This window comes from Dyella terrae (assembly GCF_022394535.1).
In the GTDB taxonomy this organism is placed as follows: Bacteria; Pseudomonadota; Gammaproteobacteria; order Xanthomonadales; family Rhodanobacteraceae; genus Dyella.
Window position 1 is genome coordinate 783,601 of record NZ_CP089414.1, and the last position, 26,480, is coordinate 810,080.

Annotated in this window: 24 protein-coding genes and 1 pseudogene; 13 read left to right on the forward strand and 12 right to left on the reverse strand. The window is 60.8% G+C overall.

All coding sequences use genetic code 11. The features are described 5' to 3' along the window. The first annotated feature begins 4 nt into the window (after positions 1 to 4). Genes DYST_RS03175 through DYST_RS03185 form a run of 3 tightly spaced genes read left to right on the forward strand, consistent with a single transcriptional unit; the run spans position 5 to position 3,756 of the window. Positions 5 to 1,519 carry a B12-binding domain-containing radical SAM protein gene (locus DYST_RS03175; RefSeq protein ID WP_239952067.1) on the forward strand — a complete coding sequence of 505 codons (1,515 nt, stop codon included), beginning with the start codon at positions 5 to 7 and terminating at the stop codon, positions 1,517 to 1,519. Between the two features lie 3 nt (positions 1,520 to 1,522). Beyond that, positions 1,523 to 2,647 (forward strand): glycosyltransferase family 4 protein, encoded by a 1,125-nt coding sequence (locus DYST_RS03180; protein WP_239949982.1) that lies wholly within the window; start codon positions 1,523 to 1,525, stop codon positions 2,645 to 2,647. Further along, positions 2,644 to 3,756, forward strand: coding sequence for a glycosyltransferase family 4 protein (locus tag DYST_RS03185; RefSeq protein WP_239949984.1), 1,113 nt, complete (start codon positions 2,644 to 2,646; stop codon positions 3,754 to 3,756). Before DYST_RS03180 ends, DYST_RS03185 begins: the two co-directional genes overlap by 4 nt. Here DYST_RS03185 and DYST_RS03190 read toward each other — a convergent pair. Beyond that, positions 3,726 to 5,000, reverse strand: a complete 1,275-nt coding sequence (locus tag DYST_RS03190; protein ID WP_239949986.1) for a nucleotidyltransferase family protein — start codon at positions 4,998 to 5,000, stop codon at positions 3,726 to 3,728. The genes DYST_RS03185 and DYST_RS03190 overlap by 31 nt on opposite strands. Continuing rightward, positions 4,993 to 6,471 (reverse strand): B12-binding domain-containing radical SAM protein, encoded by a 1,479-nt coding sequence (locus DYST_RS03195; RefSeq protein WP_239949987.1) that lies wholly within the window; start codon positions 6,469 to 6,471, stop codon positions 4,993 to 4,995. The genes DYST_RS03190 and DYST_RS03195 overlap by 8 nt, the downstream gene beginning before the upstream one ends. A 207-nt stretch (positions 6,472 to 6,678) precedes the next feature. Between DYST_RS03195 and DYST_RS03200 the strand changes: the two genes are divergently transcribed. Together DYST_RS03200 and DYST_RS03205 are read left to right on the forward strand one after the other, a co-directional pair. Continuing rightward, the gene (locus DYST_RS03200; RefSeq protein ID WP_239949989.1) at positions 6,679 to 7,689 is read left to right on the forward strand and encodes a serine kinase; all 1,011 of its coding nucleotides are present in this window, start codon (positions 6,679 to 6,681) and stop codon (positions 7,687 to 7,689) included. Positions 7,690 to 7,838: 149 nt separating this feature from the next. Further along, positions 7,839 to 9,359 (forward strand): annotated as a pseudogene (locus tag DYST_RS03205) (ATP-binding cassette domain-containing protein); the annotation flags it as partial. A gap of 243 nt (positions 9,360 to 9,602) precedes the next feature. Here the strand turns inward: DYST_RS03205 and DYST_RS03210 are convergent. Together DYST_RS03210 and DYST_RS03215 are read right to left on the reverse strand one after the other, a co-directional pair. Beyond that, the gene (locus DYST_RS03210; RefSeq protein ID WP_239949991.1) at positions 9,603 to 10,391 is read right to left on the reverse strand and encodes a flavin reductase; all 789 of its coding nucleotides are present in this window, start codon (positions 10,389 to 10,391) and stop codon (positions 9,603 to 9,605) included. A gap of 139 nt (positions 10,392 to 10,530) precedes the next feature. Then, a complete protein-coding gene (locus DYST_RS03215; RefSeq protein ID WP_239949993.1) occupies positions 10,531 to 11,160 on the reverse strand; it encodes a class I SAM-dependent methyltransferase in 630 nt (209 codons plus the stop codon). Positions 11,161 to 11,530: 370 nt separating this feature from the next. Between DYST_RS03215 and DYST_RS03220 the strand changes: the two genes are divergently transcribed. Beyond that, positions 11,531 to 12,664, forward strand: coding sequence for a YncE family protein (locus tag DYST_RS03220; RefSeq protein ID WP_239949995.1), 1,134 nt, complete (start codon positions 11,531 to 11,533; stop codon positions 12,662 to 12,664). 282 nt (positions 12,665 to 12,946) lie between these two features. Here DYST_RS03220 and DYST_RS03225 read toward each other — a convergent pair whose 3' ends face one another. From DYST_RS03225 to DYST_RS03245, 5 genes are all read right to left on the reverse strand, one after another. Then, positions 12,947 to 13,276 carry a hypothetical protein gene (locus tag DYST_RS03225; RefSeq protein WP_239949997.1) on the reverse strand — a complete coding sequence of 110 codons (330 nt, stop codon included), beginning with the start codon at positions 13,274 to 13,276 and terminating at the stop codon, positions 12,947 to 12,949. 261 nt (positions 13,277 to 13,537) lie between these two features. After that, on the reverse strand, positions 13,538 to 14,461 hold the full coding sequence (locus tag DYST_RS03230) for an alpha/beta fold hydrolase (protein ID WP_239949999.1): 924 nt from the start codon (positions 14,459 to 14,461) through the stop codon (positions 13,538 to 13,540). Positions 14,462 to 14,668: 207 nt separating this feature from the next. Then, entirely contained in the window at positions 14,669 to 15,436 is a 768-nt protein-coding gene (locus DYST_RS03235) for a hypothetical protein (protein ID WP_239950001.1), read from the reverse strand. After that, entirely contained in the window at positions 15,433 to 15,855 is a 423-nt protein-coding gene (locus DYST_RS03240) for a hypothetical protein (RefSeq protein ID WP_239950003.1), read from the reverse strand. The genes DYST_RS03235 and DYST_RS03240 overlap by 4 nt, the downstream gene beginning before the upstream one ends. 65 nt (positions 15,856 to 15,920) lie before the next feature. Beyond that, positions 15,921 to 16,454 (reverse strand): LysR family transcriptional regulator, encoded by a 534-nt coding sequence (locus DYST_RS03245; protein WP_239950005.1) that lies wholly within the window; start codon positions 16,452 to 16,454, stop codon positions 15,921 to 15,923. Positions 16,455 to 16,614: 160 nt separating this feature from the next. Here DYST_RS03245 and DYST_RS03250 point away from each other — a divergent pair, with 160 nt between their 5' ends. Together DYST_RS03250 and DYST_RS03255 are read left to right on the forward strand one after the other, a co-directional pair. Beyond that, positions 16,615 to 17,232: an isochorismatase family protein gene (locus tag DYST_RS03250; RefSeq protein WP_102303328.1), complete on the forward strand. Its 618-nt coding sequence runs from the start codon at positions 16,615 to 16,617 to the stop codon at positions 17,230 to 17,232. 184 nt (positions 17,233 to 17,416) lie between these two features. Continuing rightward, positions 17,417 to 17,920, forward strand: a complete 504-nt coding sequence (locus DYST_RS03255) for a DoxX family protein (protein WP_239950007.1) — start codon at positions 17,417 to 17,419, stop codon at positions 17,918 to 17,920. A gap of 208 nt (positions 17,921 to 18,128) precedes the next feature. On the opposite strand, the gene DYST_RS03260 is transcribed toward DYST_RS03255, so the two are convergent. Then, entirely contained in the window at positions 18,129 to 19,547 is a 1,419-nt protein-coding gene (locus tag DYST_RS03260; protein ID WP_239950009.1) for an aldehyde dehydrogenase family protein, read from the reverse strand. A 98-nt stretch (positions 19,548 to 19,645) separates the two neighbouring features. Between DYST_RS03260 and DYST_RS03265 the strand changes: the two genes are divergently transcribed. Then, positions 19,646 to 20,533, forward strand: a complete 888-nt coding sequence (locus DYST_RS03265; protein ID WP_239950011.1) for a LysR family transcriptional regulator — start codon at positions 19,646 to 19,648, stop codon at positions 20,531 to 20,533. Between the two features lie 231 nt (positions 20,534 to 20,764). Beyond that, positions 20,765 to 20,986, forward strand: a complete 222-nt coding sequence (locus tag DYST_RS03270) for a TonB-dependent receptor (RefSeq protein ID WP_102303331.1) — start codon at positions 20,765 to 20,767, stop codon at positions 20,984 to 20,986. Positions 20,987 to 21,142: 156 nt separating this feature from the next. Here the strand turns inward: DYST_RS03270 and DYST_RS03275 are convergent, their stop codons facing one another. After that, complete coding sequence (locus tag DYST_RS03275; RefSeq protein ID WP_239950013.1) at positions 21,143 to 22,192, reverse strand: hypothetical protein; 1,050 nt, start codon at positions 22,190 to 22,192, stop codon at positions 21,143 to 21,145. A gap of 378 nt (positions 22,193 to 22,570) precedes the next feature. Between DYST_RS03275 and DYST_RS03280 the strand changes: the two genes are divergently transcribed. Beyond that, the gene (locus DYST_RS03280) at positions 22,571 to 23,503 is read left to right on the forward strand and encodes a cytochrome b/b6 domain-containing protein (RefSeq protein WP_239950015.1); all 933 of its coding nucleotides are present in this window, start codon (positions 22,571 to 22,573) and stop codon (positions 23,501 to 23,503) included. Further along, on the forward strand, positions 23,496 to 24,251 hold the full coding sequence (locus DYST_RS03285; RefSeq protein WP_239950017.1) for a molybdopterin-binding protein: 756 nt from the start codon (positions 23,496 to 23,498) through the stop codon (positions 24,249 to 24,251). Before DYST_RS03280 ends, DYST_RS03285 begins: the two co-directional genes overlap by 8 nt. Positions 24,252 to 24,433: 182 nt before the next feature. Here DYST_RS03285 and DYST_RS03290 read toward each other — a convergent pair whose 3' ends face one another. Then, positions 24,434 to 25,444, reverse strand: a complete 1,011-nt coding sequence (locus DYST_RS03290; RefSeq protein ID WP_239950019.1) for an AraC family transcriptional regulator — start codon at positions 25,442 to 25,444, stop codon at positions 24,434 to 24,436. Positions 25,445 to 25,499: 55 nt separating this feature from the next. Here DYST_RS03290 and DYST_RS03295 point away from each other — a divergent pair, with 55 nt between their 5' ends. Beyond that, positions 25,500 to 26,474 carry an SDR family NAD(P)-dependent oxidoreductase gene (locus tag DYST_RS03295; protein ID WP_239950021.1) on the forward strand — a complete coding sequence of 325 codons (975 nt, stop codon included), beginning with the start codon at positions 25,500 to 25,502 and terminating at the stop codon, positions 26,472 to 26,474. Positions 26,475 to 26,480: the final 6 nt, after the last annotated feature.

Below are 26,480 nucleotides of genomic sequence, written 5' to 3' on the forward strand. Positions count from 1 at the left end.
TCCCATGAGTCGGGGGCCGCATACGCTGCTGGTCAACCCCACGATTACATCGCAGTCGAGCGCGCGCTTCCCGCTGTCGCTGCTCCATCTGTCCACTTCGCTCGATCGCACCGGCAGCAGCCGCATCATCGATGGAAACATGGATCGCGACTTCATCGAGCGCACGCTGCACGCATTAGACGAACGCGCGTGCAGCGCAGTGGGCGTCAGCGTGATGGGTGGCCCGCAGATAGAGCCGGCCATCGCCGTGTCACGCGCCATTCGCGCACACCGTCCGGATGTGCCCATCGTGTGGGGTGGCTACTTCCCCACGCTCTATACGGACACGGCGCTGTCTGCGCCCTATGTGGATTACGCCATTCGCGGGCAAGGCGAAGACAGCCTGCCGGAGCTGGTGACTGCATTGCATGCCGGCGATGCGGCCGGGTTGGCGTCGATTCATGGCTTGTCATGGAAAGGCGAGGGTGGCCCGATCCACAACCCGGGCCGTCCGTTCTCACGCAACGGCCCACCGGTGGTTTTGCCGTACGACAAGCTGGGTGATCCACGCCGCTATCTGGCGCGCACGTTTCTCGGTCGCCGTACGGCAGCGCATCAGGCATCGGTGGGTTGCCGCTTCCGTTGCACGTTCTGCGGTGTGGCGGCAATGTTCGGTGGTGCCACGGCCTTGCCGCCGATGGCACGGCTGGAGCGGGATCTGGCTTATCTCAAGCATGAGCTCGGCGCGGATTCCATCCAGTACTTCGACCACAATTTCTTCGATCGCGAGGAGGACATGATTCCGCTGCTGGAAATCATGGCGCGTTACGAGCTGCCATGGTGGTGCTATGCGCGCGCGGATGCCTTGCTCAACTTGTCCGAAAGCACATGGAAGCTGGTTCGCAAGAGTCGGCTGCGCATGGCCTATATCGGCGCAGAATCGGCGAGCCCGACCATGCTGAAGGAGATCCGCAAGGGTACGCGACCGGATCAGACGCTGGCCGTGGCGGAGCTATGCCGGCGCCACGGGGTGATTCCGGAACTGTCCTTCATGGTGGCGCCGCCGGAGAACACTCAAGAAGAAACCGAACACACGTTCGAGTTCATTCGCGAACTCAAGCGTATCAATCCGCAGTCCGAGATCATTGTCTACATCTACACGCCGCTACCCGAAAGCAGTCGCCACGAGAAGGATCGCAGTCGACGCCCCTCCACGCCGCTGCTCGATCTCAATGGTGAGCCCGTGGTGTTTCCTGCCACACCGGAGGAGTGGACGCAGAAGCAATGGGTGGATTACGCCTGCCATGCGGATGCGCCATGGCTGAGTGATCGGTTACGCCAACGTATCCATGATTTCGTTACCGTGCTGCGTTGCCGTTACCCCACCGTGCAGGACCTGCGCTCACCGCCGTGGGCAAAACGCACGCTGGCCGCGGCGGCCTCGTGGCGTTACCGGCTGCGCCGGTACGACCGTCCGTGGGAGCTGAATCTGGCGAGCCGATTAGTGCGTTTGCGTGTACCGCAGGTTTCGGGGCTTTAATCCGTGTCGCCACTCCATGTCGCGCAGATCAACTTTCATCCCACGCCGGCAGGTCAGGGCCTGACTGACACCTTGACGCGATGGCCATCGCTGGTCGACATCGCGGAGGCGGCAGCCGGCGCAGGGGCGAGGATTACGGTGATCCAGCGGGCGGCGCACTCGGAGCACCTGCATCGGAATGGCGTGGACTATCACTTTGTGGTGGCGAACGATCATGATGATGGTGGTGCCCGCACCATCGCGAATCTGCTGGCCGACTTGCGAGCGGACGTGCTGCATGTCCATAGCCTGAGCGCCGCCGCCCAGGCCCATGCACTCGCGCGAGCACTGCCAGGCGTTCCAATGCTTCTGCAGGATCATGCGGACCGCGTGCCGACATGGTGGCGGCGCTCGCGCTGGAGGCACTGGTATGCGTCGGCCCGTGGCGTGGTGTTCACAGCGAACGAACTGGCGCGGCCCTACATGTCCGCGAAGCTGTTCGGTGCATCGACGCGCTTGTTTGCCATTCCCGAATCCACCAGCCGCTTCACCCCGGGGAGCCGCGCACATGCATGGTCCGAAACGGGCCTGTACGGCAATCCCTGTGTGGTTTGGGTCGGACATTTGCAGTCCGGCAAGGACCCGTTGACGGTGTTAGCCGGTGCGGCGGAGGCCGCTCAGGCCTTGCCGGACATGCAACTGTGGTGTGCTTTCGGTAACGCCCCTCTGCTGTCGCAGGTCCAGCAACGTATCGCGAGTGATCCTCGCCTGAGGGCGCGCGTTCATCTGCTCGGCAAGGTGCCGCATGAGCGCGTGCAATCGCTGATGCGGGCGGCCGATATCTTTGTTTCTGGAAGTCGTGCGGAGAGTTGTGGCTACGCGTTGCTGGAAGCCATGGCGTGTGGCGTGACGCCGGTGGTGACCCGTATTCCTTCATTCCGAGCGCTGACAGGCGAGATTGGCCGTTTGTGGTCGCCCGGTGACAGTAACGAGTTTGCGCAAGCGCTGATCCAGGCAGCGGCGTTTCCCTCGTCCCCGCAAGCAGTGCGAGCCCACTTCGAGCGCCATCTGTCGCTGGATGCAGTGGGACAGCGCTGGGTTGATGCCTATGAGCAACTGGTCAGCGATCGCCAGGGAGATGCATCGTGAAGCTCGCGCTGGTGGTGCCAGGGGGCGTCGACCGCACCGGGGAGTTCCGTGTGATTCCCGTGCTGCTGGCATTGATCCGGCGACTGGCCTGCGAGCATGAAGTGCACGTGTATGCGTTGCGACAGGAGGCCGCCGCGGATGGTTGGCGGCTCGCCGGTGCGCATATCCACAATATCGGTGATGGCTGGCCGCGCCTGCGTGCCATCGGCGCCATCCGCGACGAGCACCAACGGGCGCCATTCGATCTGGTGCATGCCATCTTCTCGGGTTCGTGCAGCCTCGTTGCGGTGGTGGCTGCTGTATGGCTCGGCGTGCCGAGTCTGGTGCATATCGCGGGCGGCGAACTGGTCGCCATGCATGAGATCGACTATGGCGGCCGCCGTTTCCTGAAGGGGCGGTTGCGCGAAGCACTTGTGTTGCGCGGAGCCGACGCGGTGACCGCGGCGAGCGCGCCCATCATCGATTCCCTGCGGACACTAGGGCTGCGGGCGCGCCGGGTGCCATTGGGCGTGGATCTTCGTTGCTGGCCACCTAAGCCACCAAAATGCCGGCGCGAGAGTCGTGCGCGGCTTATTCATGTGGGCAGCCTCAACCGTGTGAAGGATCAACCGACGCTGTTGCGTGCGCTTGCCGTGCTGGTCGAACAGGGCGTGGACTTCGAGATGGATATCGTTGGGCAGGACACCCTCGATGGCGAGATGCAGCAGCTGGCTCATGCTCTGGAGCTCGATGAGCATGTGCATTTCCACGGCTTCAAGACGCAGCGCGAGTTGCGTCCCATGATGGAGGCGGCTGATCTGTTGGTGATGTCGTCCTTTCACGAGGCAGGGCCGCTCGTGGCGCTGGAGGCTGCCGTGGTGGGTGTACCTACGGTTGGCACGGCCGTGGGGCATATTGCCGAGTGGTCGCCATCTGCCGCGATGGCCGTGCCTGTAGGCGACTGGTCGGCGTTGGCAGAAGCCATTCGACGTGTGCTGGAGGATGACGCGCTGCGCCTGCGACTCGCGGTATCAGCGCATCGCCGCGCCGTGACGGAGGACGCCGACCACACGGCGCGAGCCTTCCAGGCGCTCTATCTTCAAGTAGTGACGGCGGGCCCGGGGCGCTGAGTCCACGCGGGCGATGTCTGCTCAAGCGCAGCACGCACCACGTACATGGTGTCCATGCGGGTTACCGGGTGCTTGAGCCAGGCGAGTGCGCGACGCCACAGCGTGGCCGTTACCCATGGTGACGCCTGCAGCCAGAGTTGTGTGCGCACCATGTCGGCCCGTTCCTGTCGTGCTTGCGCCGATGGACGTACGCGGTTCAGGGCGAATTGTCCGGCTTCGCGGACCGAGCGCGACCATTCGATGCCGGACCACGCATGCAGCCATAGTTCGGAGCAGGAGGCCTTGGTCAGGGTGAGGTGCCTGGATGCGAAGCGAAGTGGGCCACGGCATTCGGACTCAAGCTCGTAGAGCAGCGAGGGCGGAACGGCGCCGGTGTAGTAGCGCGACACCAGCAACAGCGGAGGCAGAGCCCACCAGGGAGATTCCGTGGTGCCGTCACCCCAGAGCGCCAGCCACTCGCTACGCACCATACGGGCGGCCAGCAGCGAAATATCGTTCAGATGAATGAGCCGCATCGTGCGATTGCAGATGTTACCCGCCGCGTGCAGCAGCAAATGGCTCATCAGCGCGCCATGCGACGGATACGAGTTGATGCCTGGCGCCGGCGAGCGCGGGTAGATGCAGCTCGTGATATCCACGGTGGCTACTGGAAGCCGTTCCTGGATGCGCGTATGCAGTTCGATGTTGATCGGTGTGTCGCGGTGTTCGCCAAGACAGACGACGTTTGCGTTGTCCGCCGGCTTGTAGACCCGGTGCTTCCAGCCGGCGAACGAAAGCACATAGCCCATGCTTTCGAGCATGGCGCCGGCGTACTCCTGATTTTCCTCGCTCACCAATAGGTCGATGTCCGCCATGGGACGCTCGCCCGGCGCATAAATGCCGATGGCGTGGAGTGCCGTTCCCTTGAGTGCCACCAATGGCACGCCTATGCCGCGTGCCTGTGTGTCGATACGCTGCAGTAAGGTATCGATGCGCTCGTGGCGCCGCGCCACATGGTCGTGCTGACTTTCGAGGAACCGCGTCCACTCGGGATTGCTCCAATGGACGTAGGTGTGTAGTTGCCCGGCGACACCATGAGCCACTGCAGCCGCAGTGGCCAGTCGCCATTCCAGCGCATTCCAGTCGGGCGTGTCGCCCGTGGGATGTGCGAGCTCGATGGCGAGCGTTTCGGTGGTGCGCAGCAGGCCAGCCTTGATACGTTCAAGCGAGGGCTGGGCGCGTGGCGTGGTGCGTCCGTCAGGCATGTTGTGACGTTCCTGCGCGCAGTGGCGCATCCAGGGGAGTCGTGCGATGCGAGACCTCTGTCTCGATCAGTGAGCGCCAACGGCCATCCAGGGTGCGGGAGGCTTGACGGTGCCGGTCGGGCAGGTCGACCACCTTCCATTGCTGCACAATGACCTGTTCGTGCAGCAGATCGCGCACGCGGCGATAGAACTCCGAGTCGTAGGCACCCTGGAACATCATGGCGAGGTCGTCGCTGTCCCGCCAATGCGTCTTCTCACCAAGTTGCGCCTTCACCTGTTCGTAGAAGCGCGTGCCGGGCAACGGATAGGAGACGCTGACGCCAATATCATCCGGCGCGGCGCGTGCAATGAGATCACGCGTAGCCAGAATATCCTCGAGCTGCTCACCTAGATAACCAAGCTGGATGAAGAAGCCCACGCGGATGCCCAGCGCACCCAATCGCTCGCGAGCGGTGATCAGATCAGCGACCTTGGTGCCCTTGTTCATATGGTCCAGTACGCGCTGGCTTCCACTTTCTGCGCCGATCCAGGCTTCCGTGCAGCCCGCGTGGCTCAGTGCCGTCGCCATGCGGTCGCTGATAAGGTCGGCGCGGGTCTGGATGGTGAAGGGGATGGCGCCGCCGATCTGGTTGACGTGCGCGGCAAACGCCTCGACCCAGTCCACGTGGAATCCAAAGATGTCATCGGCGAGCCAGATATGGTCCGCGTGGAAAGTGTGTTTGAGGTACGCCATCTCCGCCGCGACATCCTCGGCGGATCGACGGTTGTAATGGTTACCCCAGATGGGCTTGGCGCACCAGTTGCAACGAAACGGACAGCCGCGCGATGCCGCCATATTGAGGCTGAAATGGCCGTGCCGCTCCACCCAGAAGGTACGGTAGCGTTCCACGTCGATAAGATCCCACGCGGGATGGCCGACGATGCGTGGATCGGGTGGTGCGGCGCCGATGCGTTTCAGTTGCAGCGTGTCGCGTTCCATCGACGCCACACCGGCGAGACCAGCTACCCATTCATGAGCGTCGATGGATGGATTCTGGTCAAGCCGACGGATCAGTTCGACCAAGGGCGCAATGCCTTCGCCGATCAATACGGCATCCGCACCCGCGGCCAGGAAGGCGTCTGGCTGGTCGGAGGCGTCGGAGCCCGCGACGATCACGCGCGCACCCGATGCGCGGGCCATGGCGATCATCTCGCAGGCCGCATCGCGCATGCGGGCCAGGCACATCTTGGTCAGGTAATTGAAGTTGTCCTCGTAGATGAGGACAACGTCGGGCCTGGATGTCGGCAAGGTCGCGGCATAGTCTTCGACGCCTTCGGCAAGCATGGCGTCGAACAGGGAAACCTGGTGGCCTACGCGACGTAACAGCGCGGCCACATGGATGGTCGCGAGAGGCGGATAGGGTTTGCCGCGTTCCCATTGCTTGCGGTCGAACCTCAGGAAGTAGGAGTGACCGACCTGAATGGTTAGCATCTTGGAAGGATCTCCGTCATTGCCGTTGGGCGAGCTGCTCCGGCGCATCCACGGCAGGTCGGCGATCAAGCCTCCAGCGTTTTACGCTCGTCAGGCGTGAGTGCCGCGAAGGGGTTCAGCGGTTGCGTTGCCTTGCTGAAATATTTGGATGTCCATTCGTGTTGGCGTGTGCTATCACATAGCCGCCTGACATCATCGATACGTGCCATGACATCCGAGCCCGAGACGAGCGACCTGCTCGCCGATCCCTTCCTCGAGCGACCTGCACGCGGGCGATCGGTCGAGCACTGGATCCTGGGGCGTCGCTTTCGCTTCACCAGTGAGAGTGAGGCGCTGCTTGCTTTGGTGGATGCCACGTATGCAGGACTGCCTCCGCATGCGCTTTCGGCAGACCCGACGCCGCTTCAGATCGAACTGCGCGTGGCGTCGCTTCGCAGCGAGTGGGCGGGCGAGCCGCCGCCGGTGCACATGCAGTCCGGGGCTGGCTTGTTGTGCGGGGTCGTGGATGCAGCCAACTATGTCGTGATTTCCCCTGCGACCGGCCATGCACTCATCGTGGCATCCGCGGACATGCTGGCCTTCCCTTATCACCTGCGCTACGAACTCATCGAGTTCGCGGTGTTCACCTTGGCTACGCGCGTGCAGGGCTTAATCCCCCTGCATGGGGCCTGTCTTGGCCTGAATGGCCGTGGGCTTCTGATCATGGGTGGCAGTGGGGCAGGTAAGTCGACACTGGCGTTGCACGGTATGTTGGAGGGGCTGGAACTTCTCGCCGAGGATGCGGTGTTTGTGCACGCGGAAAGCTTGCGTGCCACCGGCGTTCCCAACTATCTCCATGTGCGTCAGGATGGGTTGGCCTGGGTGGACGACGCGCAATATCGCCAATGGATCAGCAGCTCGCCGACGATAACGCGCCGTAGTGGGGTGGAGAAATTCGAGATCGATCTTCGCCATGGGCCAGCGCGACTGGCTGCGCCACTCGCGCTCGCGGGTATCGTGTTTGTTGCTTCACCCGGTCCGGCGACAACCACGGCGCAGCTTCGCCCGGTCGGCAGGGAGGGCGTGGCTGCTCGCCTTGCCGTCGAGCAACCGTATGCCGCCAGTCAGCAGGGATGGGTGACCTTTATGCATGAAGTGGCACGACTGAAGACATTCGAGCTGATTCGCGGGCGTCATCCGCTGGAATCAGTCCGCATGCTCCGGCAGTTGCTGGACTGACCGCTTTCCACCCACGCGGTGAGCAACCCTTTTCCCTCCGGGCCGCACTCATCGACAGGAGCGGCTGAATCGGGTGGGGTCTTGCACAGTCATCAGGTGCCAACTGAACCGCGGCAGGCGCGGTCGCGCAGCAGCATGGAAGCCTGAGCATGCCGAGTGCATGGCGGGGTCTGTTGCGTGAGCGGGCGAATGGCCTGCCGCGGTCCTTTTTTGGGACGTTGCGGCCCCTGGGGCTGTGGCGGATCGCAGCGTACGTAGCGTTGTCGCTAGGCAGTGCATTGACTGGCGGCATCGCAGCCCTGCTGGTGGCGTCGATGATTCAACCCGGTTCCGTGGGCTGGCTCGGTAGCCGGTGGCAAGTGCCCAGCGCCAGCATGGAGATGCACGCACTGCTCTTTGTGATGGCGTCCGCGGTGTTTGCGCTGATGCGTTGGCAGGCAGCGCGCTTGGCCGCAGGGCTCGCCAGCAGTTATGGCATGCAGCTCCGTGGCCGCGTGCACGAAAGCCTGATCGAGGCACCACTCGCATCGTTGGCGGATGCCACCTCGGCTGAGCTGGCCAACGTGCTGACACACAACGTCGAGATCGTGACGCAGGGCTTCAATGCCCTGATGCAATTATTGGTCGCGGGAATCACCACCCTGGTCAGCCTGGCGTTTGCGCTCTGGGTATCGCCACCGCTCGTGTTGGCGGTGCCGGTCCTCGTGGCGTGTTCGTTGATTGCCGCGCACTTCAGCAGTCTCGAACACGCAGCGGTGAGTCGGCGCTATGTGGCGGATATGACACGGCTGTTCTGGATGAGCGAAGACTTTCCGCGACGCTGGCGACATATCAAGTCGTTTGGACAGGAGCAAGCGGAGAAGGAGCACCATGCAGCGGCGTCAGGGCAACTGGGCGAGGGATATCGTCGGCAACTGGAGTTGATCGCATCCGGGCGCCTGGTGATTGAAGTGCTTGCAGCCGTGGGTATCGCTGCGATTCTCGTGGTAGCGCATCGATGGCACGGCGTCGACCAGGCGTCACTGATCGCGGTGTGCTTGCTGCTGGGGCGTTTGCTTCCGTATCTTGTCTCCACTCGGCAAAGCGTTCACCAGCTTGCATCCGCCATACCGGCTTTCGCGCTGTGGTGCAGGTATGCAAGTACGACGCCCTCCGCAACTACGGAGACGATGGCAGCTCCAGCTGCGCAGCCTCTGCGCATCGAGTTGTTGTCGATCGCCGATCCCATGACGTTCTGCGTAAACGATCTATGGCTCTACCCGGGCAAACTGCTTCTGATCCGTGGCGACTCAGGTATCGGCAAGACCAGCCTGGCGGATGTGCTCGCGGGCATGATTCGTCCCGCGGCATTTACAGCATGGCTGGGCGCACGCCGCATGGACTTTGACGCCTACCGCGCATGGGTCCGCAATGGGGCCTATATCAGCCAGAGCGTACGACCTTGGCAACGGACGGTACGCGATTGCCTGCGCTGGGCTGCGAAGGACGCCAGTGAAGAAGCCATGCACGAAGCCCTGGTGGACGTAGGGCTCGATAAGCGCCTCGCGTCTTCGAGAGACGGACTCGACGCCACCCTGGATGGTTCATCGGGCCGGTTGTCGGGAGGCGAGATCCAGCGGTTGCTATTGGCCCAGGTATTGTTGCGGCGACCGACCCTGGCCATTCTTGACGAGGCGACCAGCGCACTGGATGCGGCAGCCGAGGCGCGGGTGCTGACGATAGTCAGGCAACGATTGCCGGATACGATCCTTATCGTCATCTCACATCGCGCCGGCGTTGCCAGCCTGGCGGACCGGAGCCTGACAATCGGCGCCGATCTGGTTGCAACCATCAAGGAGTCGATCGAATCTGGCGACAGCACGAACACGTTATCGCAGCTTTCCGAGCTGAGATCGTGCGGGAATGACCTCGCACTAAGCCTCGGCGAACGGCATTTCCTGCCGGCGACGATAGGTCTGATAGTAGCCTGGCGTGTGATGGAGCTGATCGCCGTGCGCGAGCGGTTCGTCAGAGAAGATCCGGCCGAGAAAGAAAGTATGGGAGCCGATTTCCTGACTGTGCAGCAGGGTCAGCTCATGCACGCATAGCGCCGAAGCCACCGCCGGAATGCCCAGTTCCAGCGAGAGGCGCACGGGAAACGGCAGGGCGTCCCAGTCCTTCAGCGGCACTTTATGGTGCTCGCTGAGTTTGTAGGCCATGGGTTTCATGTCAGCGGGAATACAGGACAGCGCAACGCGGCCCGTTTCACGCATGATCTGCGCGGAGACGTTGGTACTGCGCAAGGCGAGTGAATACAGTCCGCTCCGCGATAGCGGACCGATCAGGTCCATCGGGAACATGTTCCGGTGATGAGGTGTGTCGATAGAGACGAGTACGACCGGTCGTGGGCACAGGTACGCGACCATCAGTTGCTGTACCGCAACGGGAGCCATCAACGCATGATGTGCGGAGGGTTGCCGCTGCATCAGGCGATTTTGCAACCAGCGGTTCCAGGCGCTTCTCGGCCAGCCGAGGCAATGATGCTCGCCCGCTGTGACGCGATAGAGCGTGGGTGAACCATGCTCAGCGATGCCCAGTGAAACCATCCGTGTCAGCCGCAGGCTTCCCACCCGCTTGCCCGTGAGCTTGTCGCAATACTCGATGGCCGTTCGTTGACCTGCATCGATGCTGGTCGCGATGACCAGCGGCTTGAGCGAAGCCACGGTGTGATCCGCAGTGACATCGGTCACGCCGTCATCCCCGTGCAGATACGCAGCAACCGCGTGTTGCGGAGCGGCGATGGCTACCGTCGACCATTGCGGGAGCGGACGCACCAGGGGACGTATCCAGTCTTTCCACATGTCAGATGCGCCGGAACAACAGGAACATGTAGAGCTGGGTCGCCATGCCGAGGCCGCCAGGTTCGATCCGCTCCAGGCGGAAGTGCGGCGCTGCTGACCGAGCCACGACGCGCGGCGCAAAACGATGGATGCGGCTTTCGCTTGGGATGGCGTAATGGCCGCGGCGAAGTAGATGGAAAGCGTTGGCCAGCCACCAGCCGTAGCGCGCATCGCCCAGGTAATAGGGGTTGAGCATGCTCGTCAGCACAAAGCCGCCCTTGCGGACCGTGCGAGATAGCTCATCGAAGAGTTGGGTGTGATCCGCGAAATGGTTGAAGACCGCGAAATTCGCCGTCACAGCGAACACCCTGCATTCGTTGGATTCATCGATACTGATGATGGTTCGCTGATCGAGTTCTTCGCGGCAGTACATCAACAGGTGATCGCGCATGGCGGATGAAGGTTCATAGACAAACGTGCGGTGCCCATGAGCCGCGTAGGTCCTGGCATCAATGCCCGTTCCCGCCCCAAAATCGAGTATGTCTGCCCCATGCGGTAGCAGCTCCATCGCCATCCGCTGGAACCGGCTGCGCACCGCTACGTCCCGGCGGGAGGTCAGAAAGAATTGGTGGTACTGCTCTCCGGTATGCATGCCGCTGACCACCTTCTTCGCGATTGTCGCCTCAACTCGCGCCAGCAAAAGAAAGCGCAGGAATGGCCATCAGATCGAACCTCTTTGGCACCCCGTGAGTGCCATGCTGGCCAATGAAAGTTGCGATGATGGGGCCGGGGTATCGCGGTCCGGAGGCAGGGTGCGCCGTGTCAGGCTTGGTGAACATGTCCTAAACACCAGGCGACACCTGATGAACCGTTTCGCGCGGAGAGAGCAATCACATGCGGCGGTGCACGTCTTTGCCGTGCAACCAGTCTGAAAGGCCACGCAAGTATGCGCCGCTCATCAGGACCACACTGTGCAGGGGAGTGGAGAGGTCCTGGCGTTCCTAGTGAAGCAGGAGCTAGCCATGAGCACGAGTATGCAAAGGATGACTCGCCTGTCCGCCATCGGGCTGGCGTTTCTGACCCTCCATTCCTTCGGCGGCACGCAGACGGCCAGTGCACAGGATGCCTTCCTTCCGCGCAGCATCACGTCATCGACGATACCGACGAACGGCGACCTGAATCCCTATGGCGTGGCTTTCGTGCCGCAGAACTTCCCGCGAGGTGGGGCCATCGCTCCCGGCGACGTGCTGGTATCGAATTTCAACAACATCAGCAATCTTCAGGGCACGGGTACAACGATTATCAAGTTGACGCCCACAGGTCAGCTAGCCCCAGGTGTCGCCGCAGGCACCGGCGGCAACGCGACGACTTTCTTCCAAAGCCATCTCGGTGGCCTTACGACTGCGCTTGGTGTTCTCAGCCGCGGTTTCGTCGTTGTCGGGAACGTACCTACAACGGACGGCACGGTAACCACGATTTCACAGGGTGCTCTTCAAGTTATCGATGGCCGCGGCAAGCTGGTCGCGACGTTGTCGGATAGCAGATTCCTGGATAGTCCCTGGGATCTGGCCATCAACGACCAGGGCTACCGCGCGCAGATATTCGTCTCCAATGTGCTTAGTGGCACTGTGTCGCGACTGGACGTGACCATGGGTACGGCGGGTTTCGTGGTGACCAAGCGGGTTCAGATCGCTGTGGGGTATTCCCATCTACCCAACTCCGCAGCGCTTGTGCTGGGGCCAACGGGGCTGGCTTACGACGAGGGCTCGGATACATTGTTCGTTGCGTCTACCGCGGACAATGCGATCTTCGCCGTGCCAAGTGCGGGTGGACGTAGTGCGGCCGTGAACAAGGGTCGTGTCGTTTTCGTAAGCCCCCATTTGCGCGGCCCCCTGGCGCTGGCATTCGCCCCTAATGGACATTTACTGACGGCCAATGGCGACGCGGTCAATGCAGACCCTCTGCATCCAAGCGAGATCGTGGAGTTCACGCGCACCGGTGGCTATGTCACCGAATCCAACGTGGATGCTTCACAAGGTGGCGCATTCGGTGTTGCCACCGTGCTTTCGGTGCAAAACGTGGCATTCAACTATGCAGCGATCGACGATGTCGCTAATGACCTCATCGTAACCTTGGTCCCAGCCGCCGAACAGTAGCGTCGGGCGTGCTGATAGCGTTGTGTCCGGACCTTGTGCCGGGCACGACGGCTTGCGTTCCTGGCATACGAAATTTGTACTTTGATGGCAAGGCTGCGAACTTTCGAATGACGCGGATCGAACGTCGCATCGGGCGATGCAGCAGAACGCGACGCCATCCGGCACACATGACCGAGTCAACACAACCCCTTTTTCAGAGGCTGAGAAACAGGGCGCGGTCCCTGTTGGACGATAGGGGGAACTGACAGGCAAAGTGTGCGCTGGAGCGACCATTGCCACTGACTAGCCACGTTCACCATCTCGAACAGAGCGAAGAAATAGGATGATGTCTTCTGCCCGTCCCATGGATACAAGCTGCTTAGCAGTCAGGTGACCAAGCTCGGAGATGGTCACGTAAAGGTACCACTCGACAAGTTCGGCCGGATCCGCTTCGATTTCCGCCGCAACCCTCAGGACTGCAAGTGAAGTAGGAATGAGGCCGAGTACGGTGCTGTAGCGGCCTTCTGTTACTGGACATATAAGTCGATCTCTGGGATCGGTCACGTACACAGACAAAAGCAGCGACAGCAGTGCGGATCCGTCAGCCCTCAGATTCGATTGCGTCTTGGTCATGACTCGCTGCTCATTTAAAATGGCTTGAGCTTGGTCCGAGATCCTTGCTCGGTCTTGATCGCGCTGTCTTAACTTTTATCTTTGATGGACTAAGCTAAAGATCAAAGCCGAAACGCGTGGCGATCGCTCACATCTGACTGTTGATTCGCTGGTTGACGCTTCTGTTAGCGCAACCTCAGGGACGCTTGGCAAGCCCTGACAAAGCTCCCTGAGGTTGACCACCACAACTGCATCGGCAATGCGAAGATTACCGGGGGCCGATCATTTGCCCGGATCTTCTTGTTCGATGAAATTGCGAACTGCTGTGATCGTGGCATCCGGGGCTTCTTCCATCAGCCAATGGCCAGCATTGGGAATCACCAACTCGGTCACATTGTTCGCCGCGTTGCGCATGACCACCGCTTCGTTCGATCCAAACGACTTCTCGCCGCCAATGGCCAGCACGGGCATCGTGAGTTTGCTGGCCATCGACGCTTTGTTGTCCTCGGCGTCCTGCCGGATTGAATTGAACTGAGCAAAGGCCGATCGCATCGCGCCTGGTTTCGCATAGATGGCGGCGTAGTGCTCCCTGGTGGCCTCGTCGATCTTGGCTGGATTACCGGCAAATTCATTCCAGAAGCGGTCTAGATAAATGCGCTCGCGGCCAGCTACGAGGCGCTCTTCATCCGGCCCACCGAAATCGAAATGCCACAGCTTGGGCGAACGAACGATCTGATCCCACGGTGGAATGCCAGGGACCGGCGCATCCATGACGACCAAGCGATCTGTCTTGTCCGGGTATCGTGCGGCATAGGCATAGGCAACCATGGTGCCAATGTCATGACCAACGACCACCGAGTGATCAATATGCAGTTGCGTTAGGATCGCCCGGATGTCCGCCGCCTGGGTTCTTTTGTCGTAGCCGCCAGCCGGATGTGATGACAGACCCATACCACGCAAGTCGGGAACGACGACGGTGTGGTCGCGAGCGAGATTCTCCGCCAATGGCTCCCACATATCGCCGGTGTCACCAAAGCCATGAACAAGCACGACGGCAGGTCCCTTGCCGCCCACTCGTACGTGGAGTGTGGCGCCATCCGCTTGGATCTCCTCGTTGTGAAAGTTAGTGGGATAAGGCCTTACCTCAGCGGCGACGGAGTGACATATCGCCAGGGCGCCAAACAAGGTCAAAAGTAAGCGGGTCATATCGCGATCTCCTTGAATTCCGCGGCACATGCAGTGGCATGGCTTGGGTGTTGAGCTCGCGGCATATGCACGTGCCGCGACCAGATTCGGCCGGTATTCAATCAACTTCGGGGCCGTTGCATCTCAAACGGTTGGCTACTTTCGATAACTCGATAAAGGGAAATTACGTTGGCCGCCCGGAAGCGATCCGTCCCAGATCACGGCGTACTACGTCGCCCGAAACTCAATCACGATCTCATCGTCGCAGCGGAGCTGGCTAGCCGCAATGGTTTCGAATGATCCACACGGCCTATTTCCTTCCGGGTCCTCAAGCTCGGGGCGGACAACGATGGCGTACGGGCCTATTCGCCACGATTGGCTTGGCTTGAAGAGCCAAACGGTTTCGTTGTTCTCAAGCGCAGCGGTACCGGAGAAAGCATTTCCTGCAGGATCACGAACGGCCACCATATGCGCGGAAGCTTCGCTAATAGGGGAGTTCAAACGGAGAGTTAGAGGGTCCTTGCTTCCCACGCGCGGGTGCGTGAGCGACCAAAGGACAGGAAGAGGCGATTCCGCATTGAAAGGAGAGACCTTCCATGACTTACGGATGGTTCTAGATAACCTCGGGTCATCGACTACTAACGTTACCGTCGTTCCTGCATGCAAAGCACGCCCCGCTACCAGATTCGCTGCAACACCTGATTTCACGCGTGCGGGATCAAGGAGGACGGTAACCCGCTGACCATCCGAACTCAACAATAGCTCGTCGAGAAAAGCATTCTTGATCTCTCGATCCTGACTGTCATAGAGCCTGACATGGTTGATTTCAGGAGGCGATCCCAGCGGGGACGAGAGTTGGACTTCGATGTGCAAGAGGTTTTCAGGGACGCTGTCGCCTGAAGGGAAGATCGCCCCAGAAGGACGAGCTTCGTAAGTCCAAGCCGCCTGCGATCCAAAGAGCAGCATCGCCACCAACGAGAGTAAAAGCGGTCTCATGGCTTGGCACGAGCGGCTAGGTCCGGATAGCCCTCGTCCGTACGTAGCAAGTGGTGGATGCCGATCCATGGATCATGGGGGCCATATTTAAAATCTGCGAAGTCGTACTCGTTCACGAAGTCGCTTAGCCGTAGGAAAGCGACCTTGCGTATCGACACTAACTCCATAGCACCGGTTTCATCGTTCCGGCGAAGCGCACCAAAGAAATCACTATCTTGAGAGCCTATCTGTGCGACACCGGCCAAAGGAATGTAGGTTGATTTCAGCCCCTCGAAGGGATCACTCGGGACTTTTATCGGGGTACTGAGCCCTGGCTTGGCCGAGGCCGACGCGATCGAATCGACGGACATCAGGTCAGCAGACTTGTGGGAGTTCGTGAGCAGGACCATCGGCCCGTGCCCTGCATCGAATGTAAGCATGTCTACGGGTGCACTTCCCCAGCCAAGCTCTGCGATGGTCTTGCCAACGATATGAGCGCCGTCCTTTAGATCCTTGATCGGAATTCCGTGCCCGCGAAAAGATACCAAGGTGCCGGTGCCAAGGTGCGCTGTACGAGATTGGAGTCGGGGAGGGGGCCTGAATGCGCGCGGATAGCCAGGTCAAAATTTTCACTGACAATATCGACGGTGCGATCCAGCGCGTGCGCCTCAATGCTGACCTTGGGGAATTGCGCCAAGAAACCTGCAATGGCCTCTGCGAGCGCGAACTGCATGGTTGCGACGCCTGCCGTGCATCGAATGGTTCCGCTCGGCTCCCCCAGACGTTGCCGGATCACGCTTTCAGCCAGTTCGGCTTCGCGAAGCATCACGACGGCGTGCCGGTAGAAGTCTTGGCCGGCGTCAGTCACGCCAAAATGCCGTGATGTCCGGTTGAGGAGTCGTACCCCCAGATGGGCCTCCAACGCCTGCATGCGGTGGCTGATCGTTGACTTGGGCATGCGTAGCGTCCTGCCGGCCGACGTGATGCCCCCGCGGTCGACCACCTGCACGAACAAGAAGAAGTCGTTGAGATCGAGCATGGCCTCACCCGCATCGTCCAACCAGTGGGACGCTGGGTTCGCAGTCTGGCGACTTCTGGGCGGATGATCCAGTGCGTAGCTTTGTCTCCACCACGACACCTGATCGTGATCCGGGATTTCCCCGGTTACCTAGGCACCACCAACGCCATTGGAGACTGTTATGACGCAGCGCACCTACGAGCCGCTCACCCGCGACAACGCCGCCCTTGTCCTGGTCGACCACCAGGTTGGCCTTCTGTCGGGCGTTCGCGACTATTCGATCGCGGAACTCAAGCACAACGTTGTCGCACTGGCCAAGGCCGCCAAGGCGCTCGGCCTGCCGATTGTCGTGACGACCACCGCACGCGACAGCATGTGGGGTCCGACGTTCCCCGAGCTGGTTGAAGCACTGCCGGGGGTGCAGATCATTGATCGCATGTCCGTCAATGCGTACGACGACGACAAGGTCGCCAAGGCTATCGACGCTACGGGCCGCAAGAAGCTGATCTTCGCTGGCGTGTCGCTGGAAGTCTGTGCCGCTCTTCCGGCCATGACGGCGGCGGCGCGTGGATACGACGCCTACGTCGCCGTTGACGCTTCGGGCACCTTCAACAAGACCAAACACGATGTGAACCTTCTGCGCATGCAGCAGGCCGGCGTCATTCTGTCGGACTACAGCACCTTGATGGTCGAGATTCTGAAGTTCAACAGCAGCCCGGAAGCGGGTGCGGTTTATGGTGCGCTCGACATGGATTGGGCGACGCTCGTCGGTCAAATCGCGGCCAGCTACAAGAAGTAGGCGTAGGTGGGGCGGCCTGACTTCTCGCGAACCGTCGGGCCGCCTTTGCAGACGCTGCGCCAGCCTGACGGTTGGCGATGTCGGTCGACCGATCCTGTTGTCATGGCTCTCTCACGAGTGACAGAGCCGTTGTTGTAGCGGGCGCAATACCGCGCGCCTCCATCATCCATTTGGGGAAGCCACCATGTTGTCGCCGCGCTTCAAGAGCCTCGGACGAACGGACCCGATATGGGTCGACGCCATACTGGATTGGCGTTGGACATGGTTGATCGCCCGACTCGCGTTGACCGCACCGTTTATCGTCGGCGCACTGATGAAGCTGAGTAACTTGCCAGCGGCAATTCTTGAGCAAGAGCATTTCGGACTTCATCCAGGCCTTCCGTGGGCGCTGGCCACGATCGTCGTGGAGGTTGTCGGCCCTGTGATGATTCTCACTGGGCGATTCATTTGGCTGGGGGCCGGAGCGCTGGCCGTGTTCACCTTTATCGCCAACCTCCTGGCTAATAGGTTCTGGGAGATGTCAGGCGCAGAACGCTTCATGGCAACGAATGGATTCTTCGAGCATATTGCCCTGATCGGTGGTTTTGTCCTCGCTGCGCTGGCGGCAGAGTTTGAGCAACGAAAGTACAGCGCCAAGCGTGAAGTATCGGAAGGCGAGCGCGTAAACGATCCGAAGTGGTGGCATTGATGGGTAAGGGCGGAGATTCCCTTTCTCTTGCCTTCTGAGTACGTGTCAAACTCGAAGGTGGAGGCCTCGATTATCGAACAAGCGGCCAAGAGCGTGGAAACGTCTTCCAAGTGATTGAGGCGCTCAGCGCTGGAAGGCCCCTGTCGGGGCCTTCTTTTCACGACTCGCTACCTGGTAGTCAGAGGGTTGGCTGGATCCCGACCCAGACTTAAAGGCCAATAATGGTTTTCGGTTCCAGGTAGGCCTCCAGGCCGAAGACGCCATATTCGCGACCGATGCCGGATTGCTTGAAGCCGCCGAACGGCGCCTTGGGCTCATGAGTGAGCGTATTGACCATGACCCGGCCGGCATCGATGCGGGCAGCCACGCGCGCGCCACGTTCAGCGCTTGTCGTAGCTACGTAGGCTGACAAACCATAGGACGTATCGTTCGCAATGGCGATGGCTTCGTCTTCGTCGTCATACGCGATGATCGACAGTACCGGCCCGAAGATTTCCTCGCGGGCGATAGTCATGTCGTTACGCACGCCCGTGAACAAGGTGGGGCGTACTAGCCACCCACGCGTGTAGCCATCTGGACGGCCCTCGCCACCAGCCAGCAGCCGGGCGCCTTCGTCGATGCCTTTGCGGATATAACCCTGCACGCGCTCCCACTGTTTGCGGCTGACCATGGGGCCGACGCTGGTGTCGGCATTCGCCGGATCACCGGCCACCGTGGTTTCGACGACAGCCTGCGCAAGCGCTTCGAACTCCGCTAGGCGAGCCCGCGGCACCAGGATGCGCGTGCCGGCGATGCACGCCTGTCCGCTGTTCATGAAGCCCGCCTGGATCGCCATGGGTACGGCAGTGGCGAAGTCGGCATCGTCCAGGATGATGGTGGGCGATTTGCCGCCGAGTTCCAGCGTCACACGCTTCACGTCATTGCTGGCGGCGCGCAGGATGCCCTTGCCCACGGCGGTGGAGCCGGTGAAAGAGATCTTGCGCACGTCCGGGCTTTCCACAATGGCCGCGCCCACGACCTCGCCACGCCCGGTCACGATATTGAACACACCAGCAGGAGCGTTGGCCTCGTGCAGGGCCTCCGTCACGATGCGCGTCTGCAGCGCGCTCATCTCGCTGGGCTTGATCACCGCCGTGCATCCGGCGGCCAGCGCCATGGAGAGTTTGCTGCCGATAAAGCCGGCATTGCTGTTCCACGGCGTGATCATCCCCACGACGCCTACCGGCTGCATCACCACGCGCGCTGTCCCAAGTTGGCGCTTGAAGTCGTGCGCCTCCATGGCGTCGATGGCGTCGAGAAACACCTGGGCCGCATATCGGGACGTCCAGCGCGCAAAAGCGACGGGAGCACCGTATTCCTGTACCACGGCGGCAAATAGCTCATCCTCTCGGGCAGCCATGGCTGCATGCATTCGACGCAACAGGGCGGCCCGTTCGGCCAGCGTAGTGCGCGACCAGGCGGGCAAGGCGCGCTTGGCCGCCGCGATGGCGCGGCGTGCGTCGTCGGCGTCGGCAAGGCGGACGGTTCCGATCACGTTTTCGGTGGTCGGATTGAACAGTTCAAAGCGCTCCTCGCCGTGCGGGGTAACGAAGGCGCCGTCGATATAGATCTGGTCGATGCTGAACATGGCAGTTCTCCTGAAAGGGTGGCCTTCCAAGGATGCGGGCTGCCCATTGCCTTGATAAGCTGCACAAAAGGGGATGAGTTATTAAGCAGGAGCGGATAATGCGTAGTGGCCTCACTGAACTCGAGGCGGTGCTGGCGGTGGCCCAGCGCGGCAGTTTTCGTGCCGCCGCAGCCGAGCTGGAGATGTCCACATCCGCGCTGAGCCAATCGGTGGCAGCGCTGGAAGCCCGACTCGGCACGCGATTGTTCCATCGCACCACCCGCAGCGTGCGCCTGACCGAGGCAGGGGAGCGTTTCGTGGCCGAGGTGGCTCCGGCGATTGCTGGCATCCGCGGCGCGATGGAGCGGGCTGGCGAATCGGCCGGCGCGCCTACCGGCACCCTGCGCTTGAACACATCGGTCGGCGCAGCTAGGCGTCTGATGAAGCCGCTGTTGATCCCTTACATGCAGCGCTATCCCCAAGTGCAACTGGAGCTGGCCACCGAAGCTCGCCTGATTGATATTGTGCGGGACGGCTACGACGCCGGCTTCCGCACGCTGGATATCGTGCCGGGCGATATGGTGGCCGTACCTGTCGGGCCGCCCATTCGCCATGCGGTGGTCGGGTCTCCCGCTTACTTCGCAAAGCACGGCCGACCCAGTCATCCCGGTGATCTGGCTCGCCATGTCGCGATCCGTGCGCGCTTGCCCTCGGGCCATATCTACCATTGGGAGTTCGAGCGCCGGGGAGAAACTCTGGCTGTTGACGTGCCCGGCGTCGTTACGTTGGACGAGCCTCACTTGTTGCGCGAGGCAGCGCTGGCCGGACTGGGCCTGATTTACGTAAGCGAATACGACGCTGAAGCCGACCTCGCAGCAGGACGACTGGAGCGGGTGCTGGACGATTGGACACCGCCTTTCGACCGACTGGCGCTGTACTACCCCGGGCGCCTGCATTTGCCTGCGCCGCTGCGGGCGTTGGTCAACTTGATCAAGGAAGCCGGCTAAACGGTGACTCGATGTCTCCCGTGAATCTCTGTCGCAAGCGACGTAACGACGTCACTTCATACACACCGTTGCTTTTTCTGGAAAGGCAATGGCTTGAACCTTCAGTTGAGCCAGGGGCGTCACGTAGGGCGGCGCAGATGGTGAACGGCTCGGCGGTGACGTGAAAATTTCACATGCGATGCCCGCAGAGCGAGTAGCGTCGAGATCCACCACGCCCGGGATTTCGTAGCCATGACCGACTGCGTCGGAACTACTAGCAATGGCTTCAATTACACCGCGCAATACGAGCTGGCGGTGATGAGTAGCGTGACTTGGGCTGCAACGTTTCGAAAAGATGGGATCTATCGGGGCATGCGTCATGGACGCGTGTTCGCCATTAGTGAACTGTCTGATCCGGACTTGAAGCGGGCCGTGATGGATGACATCGAGGAAACGTGGGTCGGAATGCATTGAGGTAGCCATCAGTCCGCCTCATGCGGAATGGGATTCTGCATGGCGCGTTGACTGGTAGCGGTGCCACTAGCTGCTGCGAGACACCATGGCCACCTTCATTCGTTTGAAGAACTCCGCGCCGGAATGTGGCGATGATCTCCGGCGCGGGAGCCTCAATCAGTCGTCGACATCATCTCCTGCATGCAGGATTGCAATGCCGTTCGTGGTGCCACTATTGAGGGTGACGCTGCTCTTCAGGTCGAAATTTCCGTCGCCATCGACATGGAAGATGGATACATGGGATGCCGATCCGTTGCCATCCACCACGGCGGCGAGGTTGTCGCGGTACGTTATGTCGGTTGGATTGCTGTTGAATGTGGCGACGACGGCCGCGTCCTGGACAATCTTGCGGTTGTAGACGGAGTAACGCGATACGGAGTGGCTCGGTGAATTCGCCGAGAATAAGAACGAGCCATCGAGCGCGACCCAGCAGGGCGCCATCTGTGTGCCGGAGCCGGTCACCGTCAACACGGCATTATCCCGTACCAGGCTGATCTCGTTGGCATGGGCGATGGTGACGTAGGCATCGCGACCACGCGTGGCCAGCCCGAAGGGCGCGTTGACGTTGGCAGGGATGTTGGCCACCAGCCTGGTTTGGCCCGTGATGGCGCCTTGGTCTGTCAGATGCACGGTTTCGATGGCGTTGCTCTTCTCGGTGACGACGAGTTCTCCATCGATCACGCCTACCTGGGCGGCGGAGCCATCAGCAATCACCAGCTGCGCCGAGCCATCAGCCGTAGGCTCCACGCCGTAGCGGTCAATCGGATGCGATTCGATATGTGTGGTCGTGAGGATATAGAGGTGGCCGCGACCGAAGGCGACGCTGACGGGATTGGTGATGGCGGGCACGACCTTCATCCGTTGCAACGGAACGCCGCCATCGAGCTTTCGAAAGATCGACACGTTGCCGGATCCGAAATTCACCACAGCAAGCAGGCGACGGTTTTGAGCAATGCCACCGGCATTGCCGGCCACTCCGCCTGTTCCTCCGGTTTCGGATTGTTCCACCAGCACGCCGCGTGTGTTGTAGACAAGTAGCTCGTTGCTGGCAGTGTTTGATGAGGTGACAACAAGATCGCCGTCGTTCCATGCCGGGTCGGTTTGGGCATAAGCCGTTCCGACGACCATCAATCCCAATAGCGCTGACCCACAGATAGTTCTTTTCATGACCAATCCTTGATGTGATCGTAGGTAATTGCGGCATCGTGTGTTGCCACGACGCGCTCCCAACAGCGACCGTGCGCATCGGTCTTTAGGTATTCGAACGTTGCGTTCGCGGGGTTACATCGCTCGTCTCCCGGAAAGGAGGCGCGGCTGTCGCGATGTAACCGGCGTACGAGCAGGCACGAAGTAGTCAGTAGCTTCGACGCGAAGCATCAGCATCGAAGCAGACACGTTGGGTTGAAACGCAAATCTTGCCCGGCTGGTTTTAAGCGCTATCCGGGTTCTTTCCAGCGATCGTGTGTGGTCAGCTCGCCAGCACCGGTGCGCGAGTAAACTAATCGCCAAACCGTTCAGTTCGCCTTGCTTCCCTGGAGTATGGCCATGAGTACGGAAAGCCTCGATGCTGGCGCATCTCCTCCGGTTACCTTGGTGGTTCCGGAACCGCGCAGGCTCGTCTATCGGCACCCGCTGCCGATCCGGATCATGCACTGGATCAATGTAGTTGCGCTGACGCTGATGTTCTTCAGCGGGTTGCAGATATTCAACGCGCATCCGCGTCTTTACTGGGGCAATCGATCCGACGAAGGCACGGCCATCTTTGCGTTGGGCGCTCACCAGGATCCGGCAGGCAACCTGCAAGGCATCACGCGCATCGGAACGCGTGAGTTCAACACGACCGGCGTCCTTGGCGTATCGAACGGGAAGGATGGCAGTCCCCAGGTACGCGGGTTCCCGTCATGGCTCACGGTGCCAGGCTCGCAGTGGCTGTCGATGGGACGTCGCTGGCATTTCTTCTTCGCGTGGGTGTTTGTGCTCAACGGGCTGTGCTACGTCGGCTACGCACTGGTCACCCGGCACCTGCAACGGGACTTGTGGCCTACGCGTGCGGACTGGCGCGGCATCGGGCGATCCGTCATCGATCATCTGCGCTTCAAGCACCCGCACGGTGAAGCGGCGCTGCGCTACAACATTCTGCAACGGTTGGCGTACTTGACTGTCATCTTCGTGTTCGGTGTGGGCATCGTGCTTATGGGGCTGGCCATGTCACCACGCATGGACGCGGTGCTTTCGCCCATGGTCGAAGCTGTCGGCGGCCGGCAATCGGCGCGGACTATTCATTTCATCATCGCCTGGGGCTTCGTGGCCTTTGTGCTGATTCACCTGTTCGAAGTGTTGATCACCGGCGTGTTCAACCAGCTTCGGGGCATGATCACCGGCTATTACGCGATCGACGCCACGCCAGTTAAGACACAGCCACAGGTCGAGGAAGCACCGAGTGATTCCGAGCCATCGGAGGACCGCTCTCATGAGTAATCGCAGATCGTTCCTGCGCATAACGATGGTGGGGGCGGCGGGAGTGCTCGTCGCCGGTTGTGACCGCATCTCGCAGACGCTGTGGGGGCCCAATGTGTTGAGCAAAGCGGAGGGTTTGAATCGCCGCGTGCAGGCCTTGTTGTCGCCATCGAGCAGCATGGCGAAGGAGTATGCCGAAGCTGATATATCGCCGGTATTCCATCCCAATGGCACCACCATGCCCACCACGCCTGCCTATCAGACCCTGATGGCTGACAACTTTCGTGGCTACAAACTGCAAGTGGATGGGTTGGTGACCCGCCCGGCGATGCTCTCCATTGATGACCTGAAACACCTGGACCTGCGCACGCAGATTACTAGGCACGATTGTGTGGAGGGTTGGAGCGCCATTGGGAAATGGCAGGGAACGTTACTGTCTGCCGTACTCGATTATGTCGGCGTCGATCCGAGGGCGCGGTTTGTCGTGTTCCACTGCTTTGACGACATGGAAGAAGACACGCCTTACTACGAGAGCATTGATCTTGCGGAGGCCAGGCATCCGCAGACGCTCTTGGCTTTCGCCTTGAACGACCAGCCGCTTCCCGTGCCGAACGGTGCGCCCTTGCGCGTGCGGATTGGGCGTCAGCTCGGCTATAAGCAGGCGAAATACCTGGCACGCATCGAACTGGTCAGCTCGTTCGAGGATATCGGTGATGGCCAGGGCGGCTACTGGGAGGATCAAGGCTACGAATGGTACGCCGGCATCTAGTGTCAGGAGTCCGTCGCGCCGCCTGCAGTCGTGAGAATGGAGTCGATCGCCGCACGTAAGGCGCCCAGGATGATCAGGGAAGGCTATCGGGGGTAGGGCAGCGATCTATTCGCTAAGGTGTCTAATGTTCGCTCCGACCCTAAGCAGACTCTCCTCCTTCAACGTGAACGCTCACGTCCAACTCAGAATGAGTCGGCCATCGAATCCTCTTCGTAGAGCTCACGCCGCGCTTCGTGTGGGCCTTCAACAGTCTTGCGATACCTGCCTGGGGCTATTCCCATGCTGCGCTTGAAGGCATGACTGAAGGCGCTTTCCGATGTATAGCCAATCGCATCTGCCACCTCGGCTACCGTCGCGCCAGCGAGTAGTTGCCGCTCGGCGACGTGCATGCGCCAGTTGGTGAGGTAAGTCAGCGGAGGCATTCCCATGACCTCACGGAATCGAACAGCAAAGGACGTGCGTGACATACCCGCCACCTGAGCAAGATCCTCCAAGCTCCAGGCGCGTTCAGGCGCTGCGTGCATTCGACTAAGCACGCACGCAAGTCGTTTGTCGCCAAGACCTTTCAGCCATCCTGTGTCATCTTCCGGCGCGTGCGCAAGATAGGCGCGAAGCGTGTTGACGAATAGGAGTTGTGAAAGCTCAGCAAGGATGACGGTTCGGCCAGGGCGCTCCGCCGGCTCCATCTCGCGCACAAGCTGCTTGAGCAGCCAGGCGATGATGGCCGCGTCGGGCATGCTGCCGTGTACATGGAGCATGGGTGGCAACCCATCCAGAAGCAGCGACTGGCGTCTGTCGTCGATGTGCACGAACCCAGCCAGCATCGCAAGGTCGCTCCCGGCTCCAAGGCGGTAGATGCCGTCTTGATCCGCGACAAGCGGGGTGTTTACGGCGGTTGCTATCAAGGCTGGATCGCTAGCCAGAATCAGAGACCGCGTGCCGTTCGTCACCAGGACATCGCCCGCGTCAAAACGGACTGGTTCGGCCATCCCGTCCATGTAGCACCAGCAACCCCCTTCAATCGCCGCACAGAACTTGATGGCATCCAGATTGGAGCAGCGTCGGCCCCAGGCGCCACCAGCGAGAAGGCGGCCGGACACGATGCAACGCGCCTGGACGAGTTCGAGTACGTCGGAGAGAGGGTCGGAAGCCATGTTTGAACTATCACGCATAAAAAGCGCATCAACAAGCATTCTTCATACGAGCTTCTGGGCCTACCTTGGCAAGTACCACTAGGGAGCCCCATTCATGTCCACACCTCAGAACGCTATCGGCTCTGGCTTTGGAGCCGCCTCGACGGCTCAAGATGTCATTCATGGCATCAACCTGCGCGGCAAGAACGTCGTTGTCACTGGCGGATACTCCGGCATCGGCCTGGAAACCGTTCGCGTTTTGCGGTCGGCCGGCGCAAAGATTTTTGTTCCCGCACGAGACATAGCGAAGGCTGAGCAAGCCTTGCGCGACATGCCTGATGTCGTTGTTCACGGCATGGATCTGCTCGACCCTGCATCCATCGATCGCTTTGCCGAACGCGTACTCGACACAACGGATGCACTCCATCTCCTTATCAACAACGCAGGCGTCATGGCGCCGCCACTCATGCGAGACGGCCGCGGCTACGAGTCGCAGTTTCGGCCAATCATCTCAGGCCATTTCCAACTGACCTGCCGCTTGTGGCCCGCGCTCGCTCGCAGCAGGGATGCGCGCGTCATCGCGCTCAGTTCCTACGGACATCGCCGAGGCGGCATCGATTTCTCCGATATCCATTTCGAGCGTCGCCCTTATGACCCTTGGCTGGCTTATGCGCAGTCAAAAACGGCGAATGCGTTGTTCGCCGTGGCGCTTGACTCCCTCGGCCAGCACCAGGGTGTCCGCTCATTCTCTGTGCACCCAGGCGCCATCATCACGGACCTTGTTCGCTACATGTCGCGAGAGCAGCTTGAGGCCGGCCAGATCATCGATAAGAACGGTAGTCCCATCATTGATCCGGAGAACAACAAGAAGACCATCCCGCAGGGTGCATCAACCACAGTGTGGTGCGCGACGAGTCCGCGGCTCCTGGGCATGGGCGGTGTCTATTGCGCCGATTGCGACATTGCAAACGCTCTCCCGAGCGATGACAGCACGGATCTGCACGGCGTGCGACCGCGCGCCATCGATCCCGTGGCGGCCGGACGGCTCTGGCAGCTCAGCGAGCAACTGACCGGCGCAAGTCTCGATTGATGTGAA

Excerpts from the sequence above, each read along its gene's own strand:
- DYST_RS03175 (WP_239952067.1), top strand. The coding sequence starts at position 5 with ATGAGTCGGGGGCCGCATACGCTGCTGGTCAACCCCACGATTACATCG.
- DYST_RS03190 (WP_239949986.1), bottom strand. The coding sequence starts at position 5,000 with ATGCCTGACGGACGCACCACGCCACGCGCCCAGCCCTCGCTTGAACGT.
- DYST_RS03195 (WP_239949987.1), bottom strand. The coding sequence starts at position 6,471 with ATGCTAACCATTCAGGTCGGTCACTCCTACTTCCTGAGGTTCGACCGC.
- DYST_RS03200 (WP_239949989.1), top strand. The coding sequence starts at position 6,679 with ATGACATCCGAGCCCGAGACGAGCGACCTGCTCGCCGATCCCTTCCTC.
- DYST_RS03215 (WP_239949993.1), bottom strand. The coding sequence starts at position 11,160 with ATGCATACCGGAGAGCAGTACCACCAATTCTTTCTGACCTCCCGCCGG.
- DYST_RS03220 (WP_239949995.1), top strand. The coding sequence starts at position 11,531 with ATGAGCACGAGTATGCAAAGGATGACTCGCCTGTCCGCCATCGGGCTG.
- DYST_RS03225 (WP_239949997.1), bottom strand. The coding sequence starts at position 13,276 with ATGACCAAGACGCAATCGAATCTGAGGGCTGACGGATCCGCACTGCTG.
- DYST_RS03230 (WP_239949999.1), bottom strand. The coding sequence starts at position 14,461 with ATGACCCGCTTACTTTTGACCTTGTTTGGCGCCCTGGCGATATGTCAC.
- DYST_RS03235 (WP_239950001.1), bottom strand. The coding sequence starts at position 15,436 with ATGAGACCGCTTTTACTCTCGTTGGTGGCGATGCTGCTCTTTGGATCG.
- DYST_RS03240 (WP_239950003.1), bottom strand. The coding sequence starts at position 15,855 with ATGCTTACATTCGATGCAGGGCACGGGCCGATGGTCCTGCTCACGAAC.
- DYST_RS03245 (WP_239950005.1), bottom strand. The coding sequence starts at position 16,454 with ATGCTCGATCTCAACGACTTCTTCTTGTTCGTGCAGGTGGTCGACCGC.
- DYST_RS03250 (WP_102303328.1), top strand. The coding sequence starts at position 16,615 with ATGACGCAGCGCACCTACGAGCCGCTCACCCGCGACAACGCCGCCCTT.
- DYST_RS03255 (WP_239950007.1), top strand. The coding sequence starts at position 17,417 with ATGTTGTCGCCGCGCTTCAAGAGCCTCGGACGAACGGACCCGATATGG.
- DYST_RS03260 (WP_239950009.1), bottom strand. The coding sequence starts at position 19,547 with ATGTTCAGCATCGACCAGATCTATATCGACGGCGCCTTCGTTACCCCG.
- DYST_RS03265 (WP_239950011.1), top strand. The coding sequence starts at position 19,646 with ATGCGTAGTGGCCTCACTGAACTCGAGGCGGTGCTGGCGGTGGCCCAG.
- DYST_RS03270 (WP_102303331.1), top strand. The coding sequence starts at position 20,765 with ATGACCGACTGCGTCGGAACTACTAGCAATGGCTTCAATTACACCGCG.
- DYST_RS03275 (WP_239950013.1), bottom strand. The coding sequence starts at position 22,192 with ATGAAAAGAACTATCTGTGGGTCAGCGCTATTGGGATTGATGGTCGTC.
- DYST_RS03280 (WP_239950015.1), top strand. The coding sequence starts at position 22,571 with ATGAGTACGGAAAGCCTCGATGCTGGCGCATCTCCTCCGGTTACCTTG.
- DYST_RS03285 (WP_239950017.1), top strand. The coding sequence starts at position 23,496 with ATGAGTAATCGCAGATCGTTCCTGCGCATAACGATGGTGGGGGCGGCG.
- DYST_RS03290 (WP_239950019.1), bottom strand. The coding sequence starts at position 25,444 with ATGCTTGTTGATGCGCTTTTTATGCGTGATAGTTCAAACATGGCTTCC.
- DYST_RS03295 (WP_239950021.1), top strand. The coding sequence starts at position 25,500 with ATGTCCACACCTCAGAACGCTATCGGCTCTGGCTTTGGAGCCGCCTCG.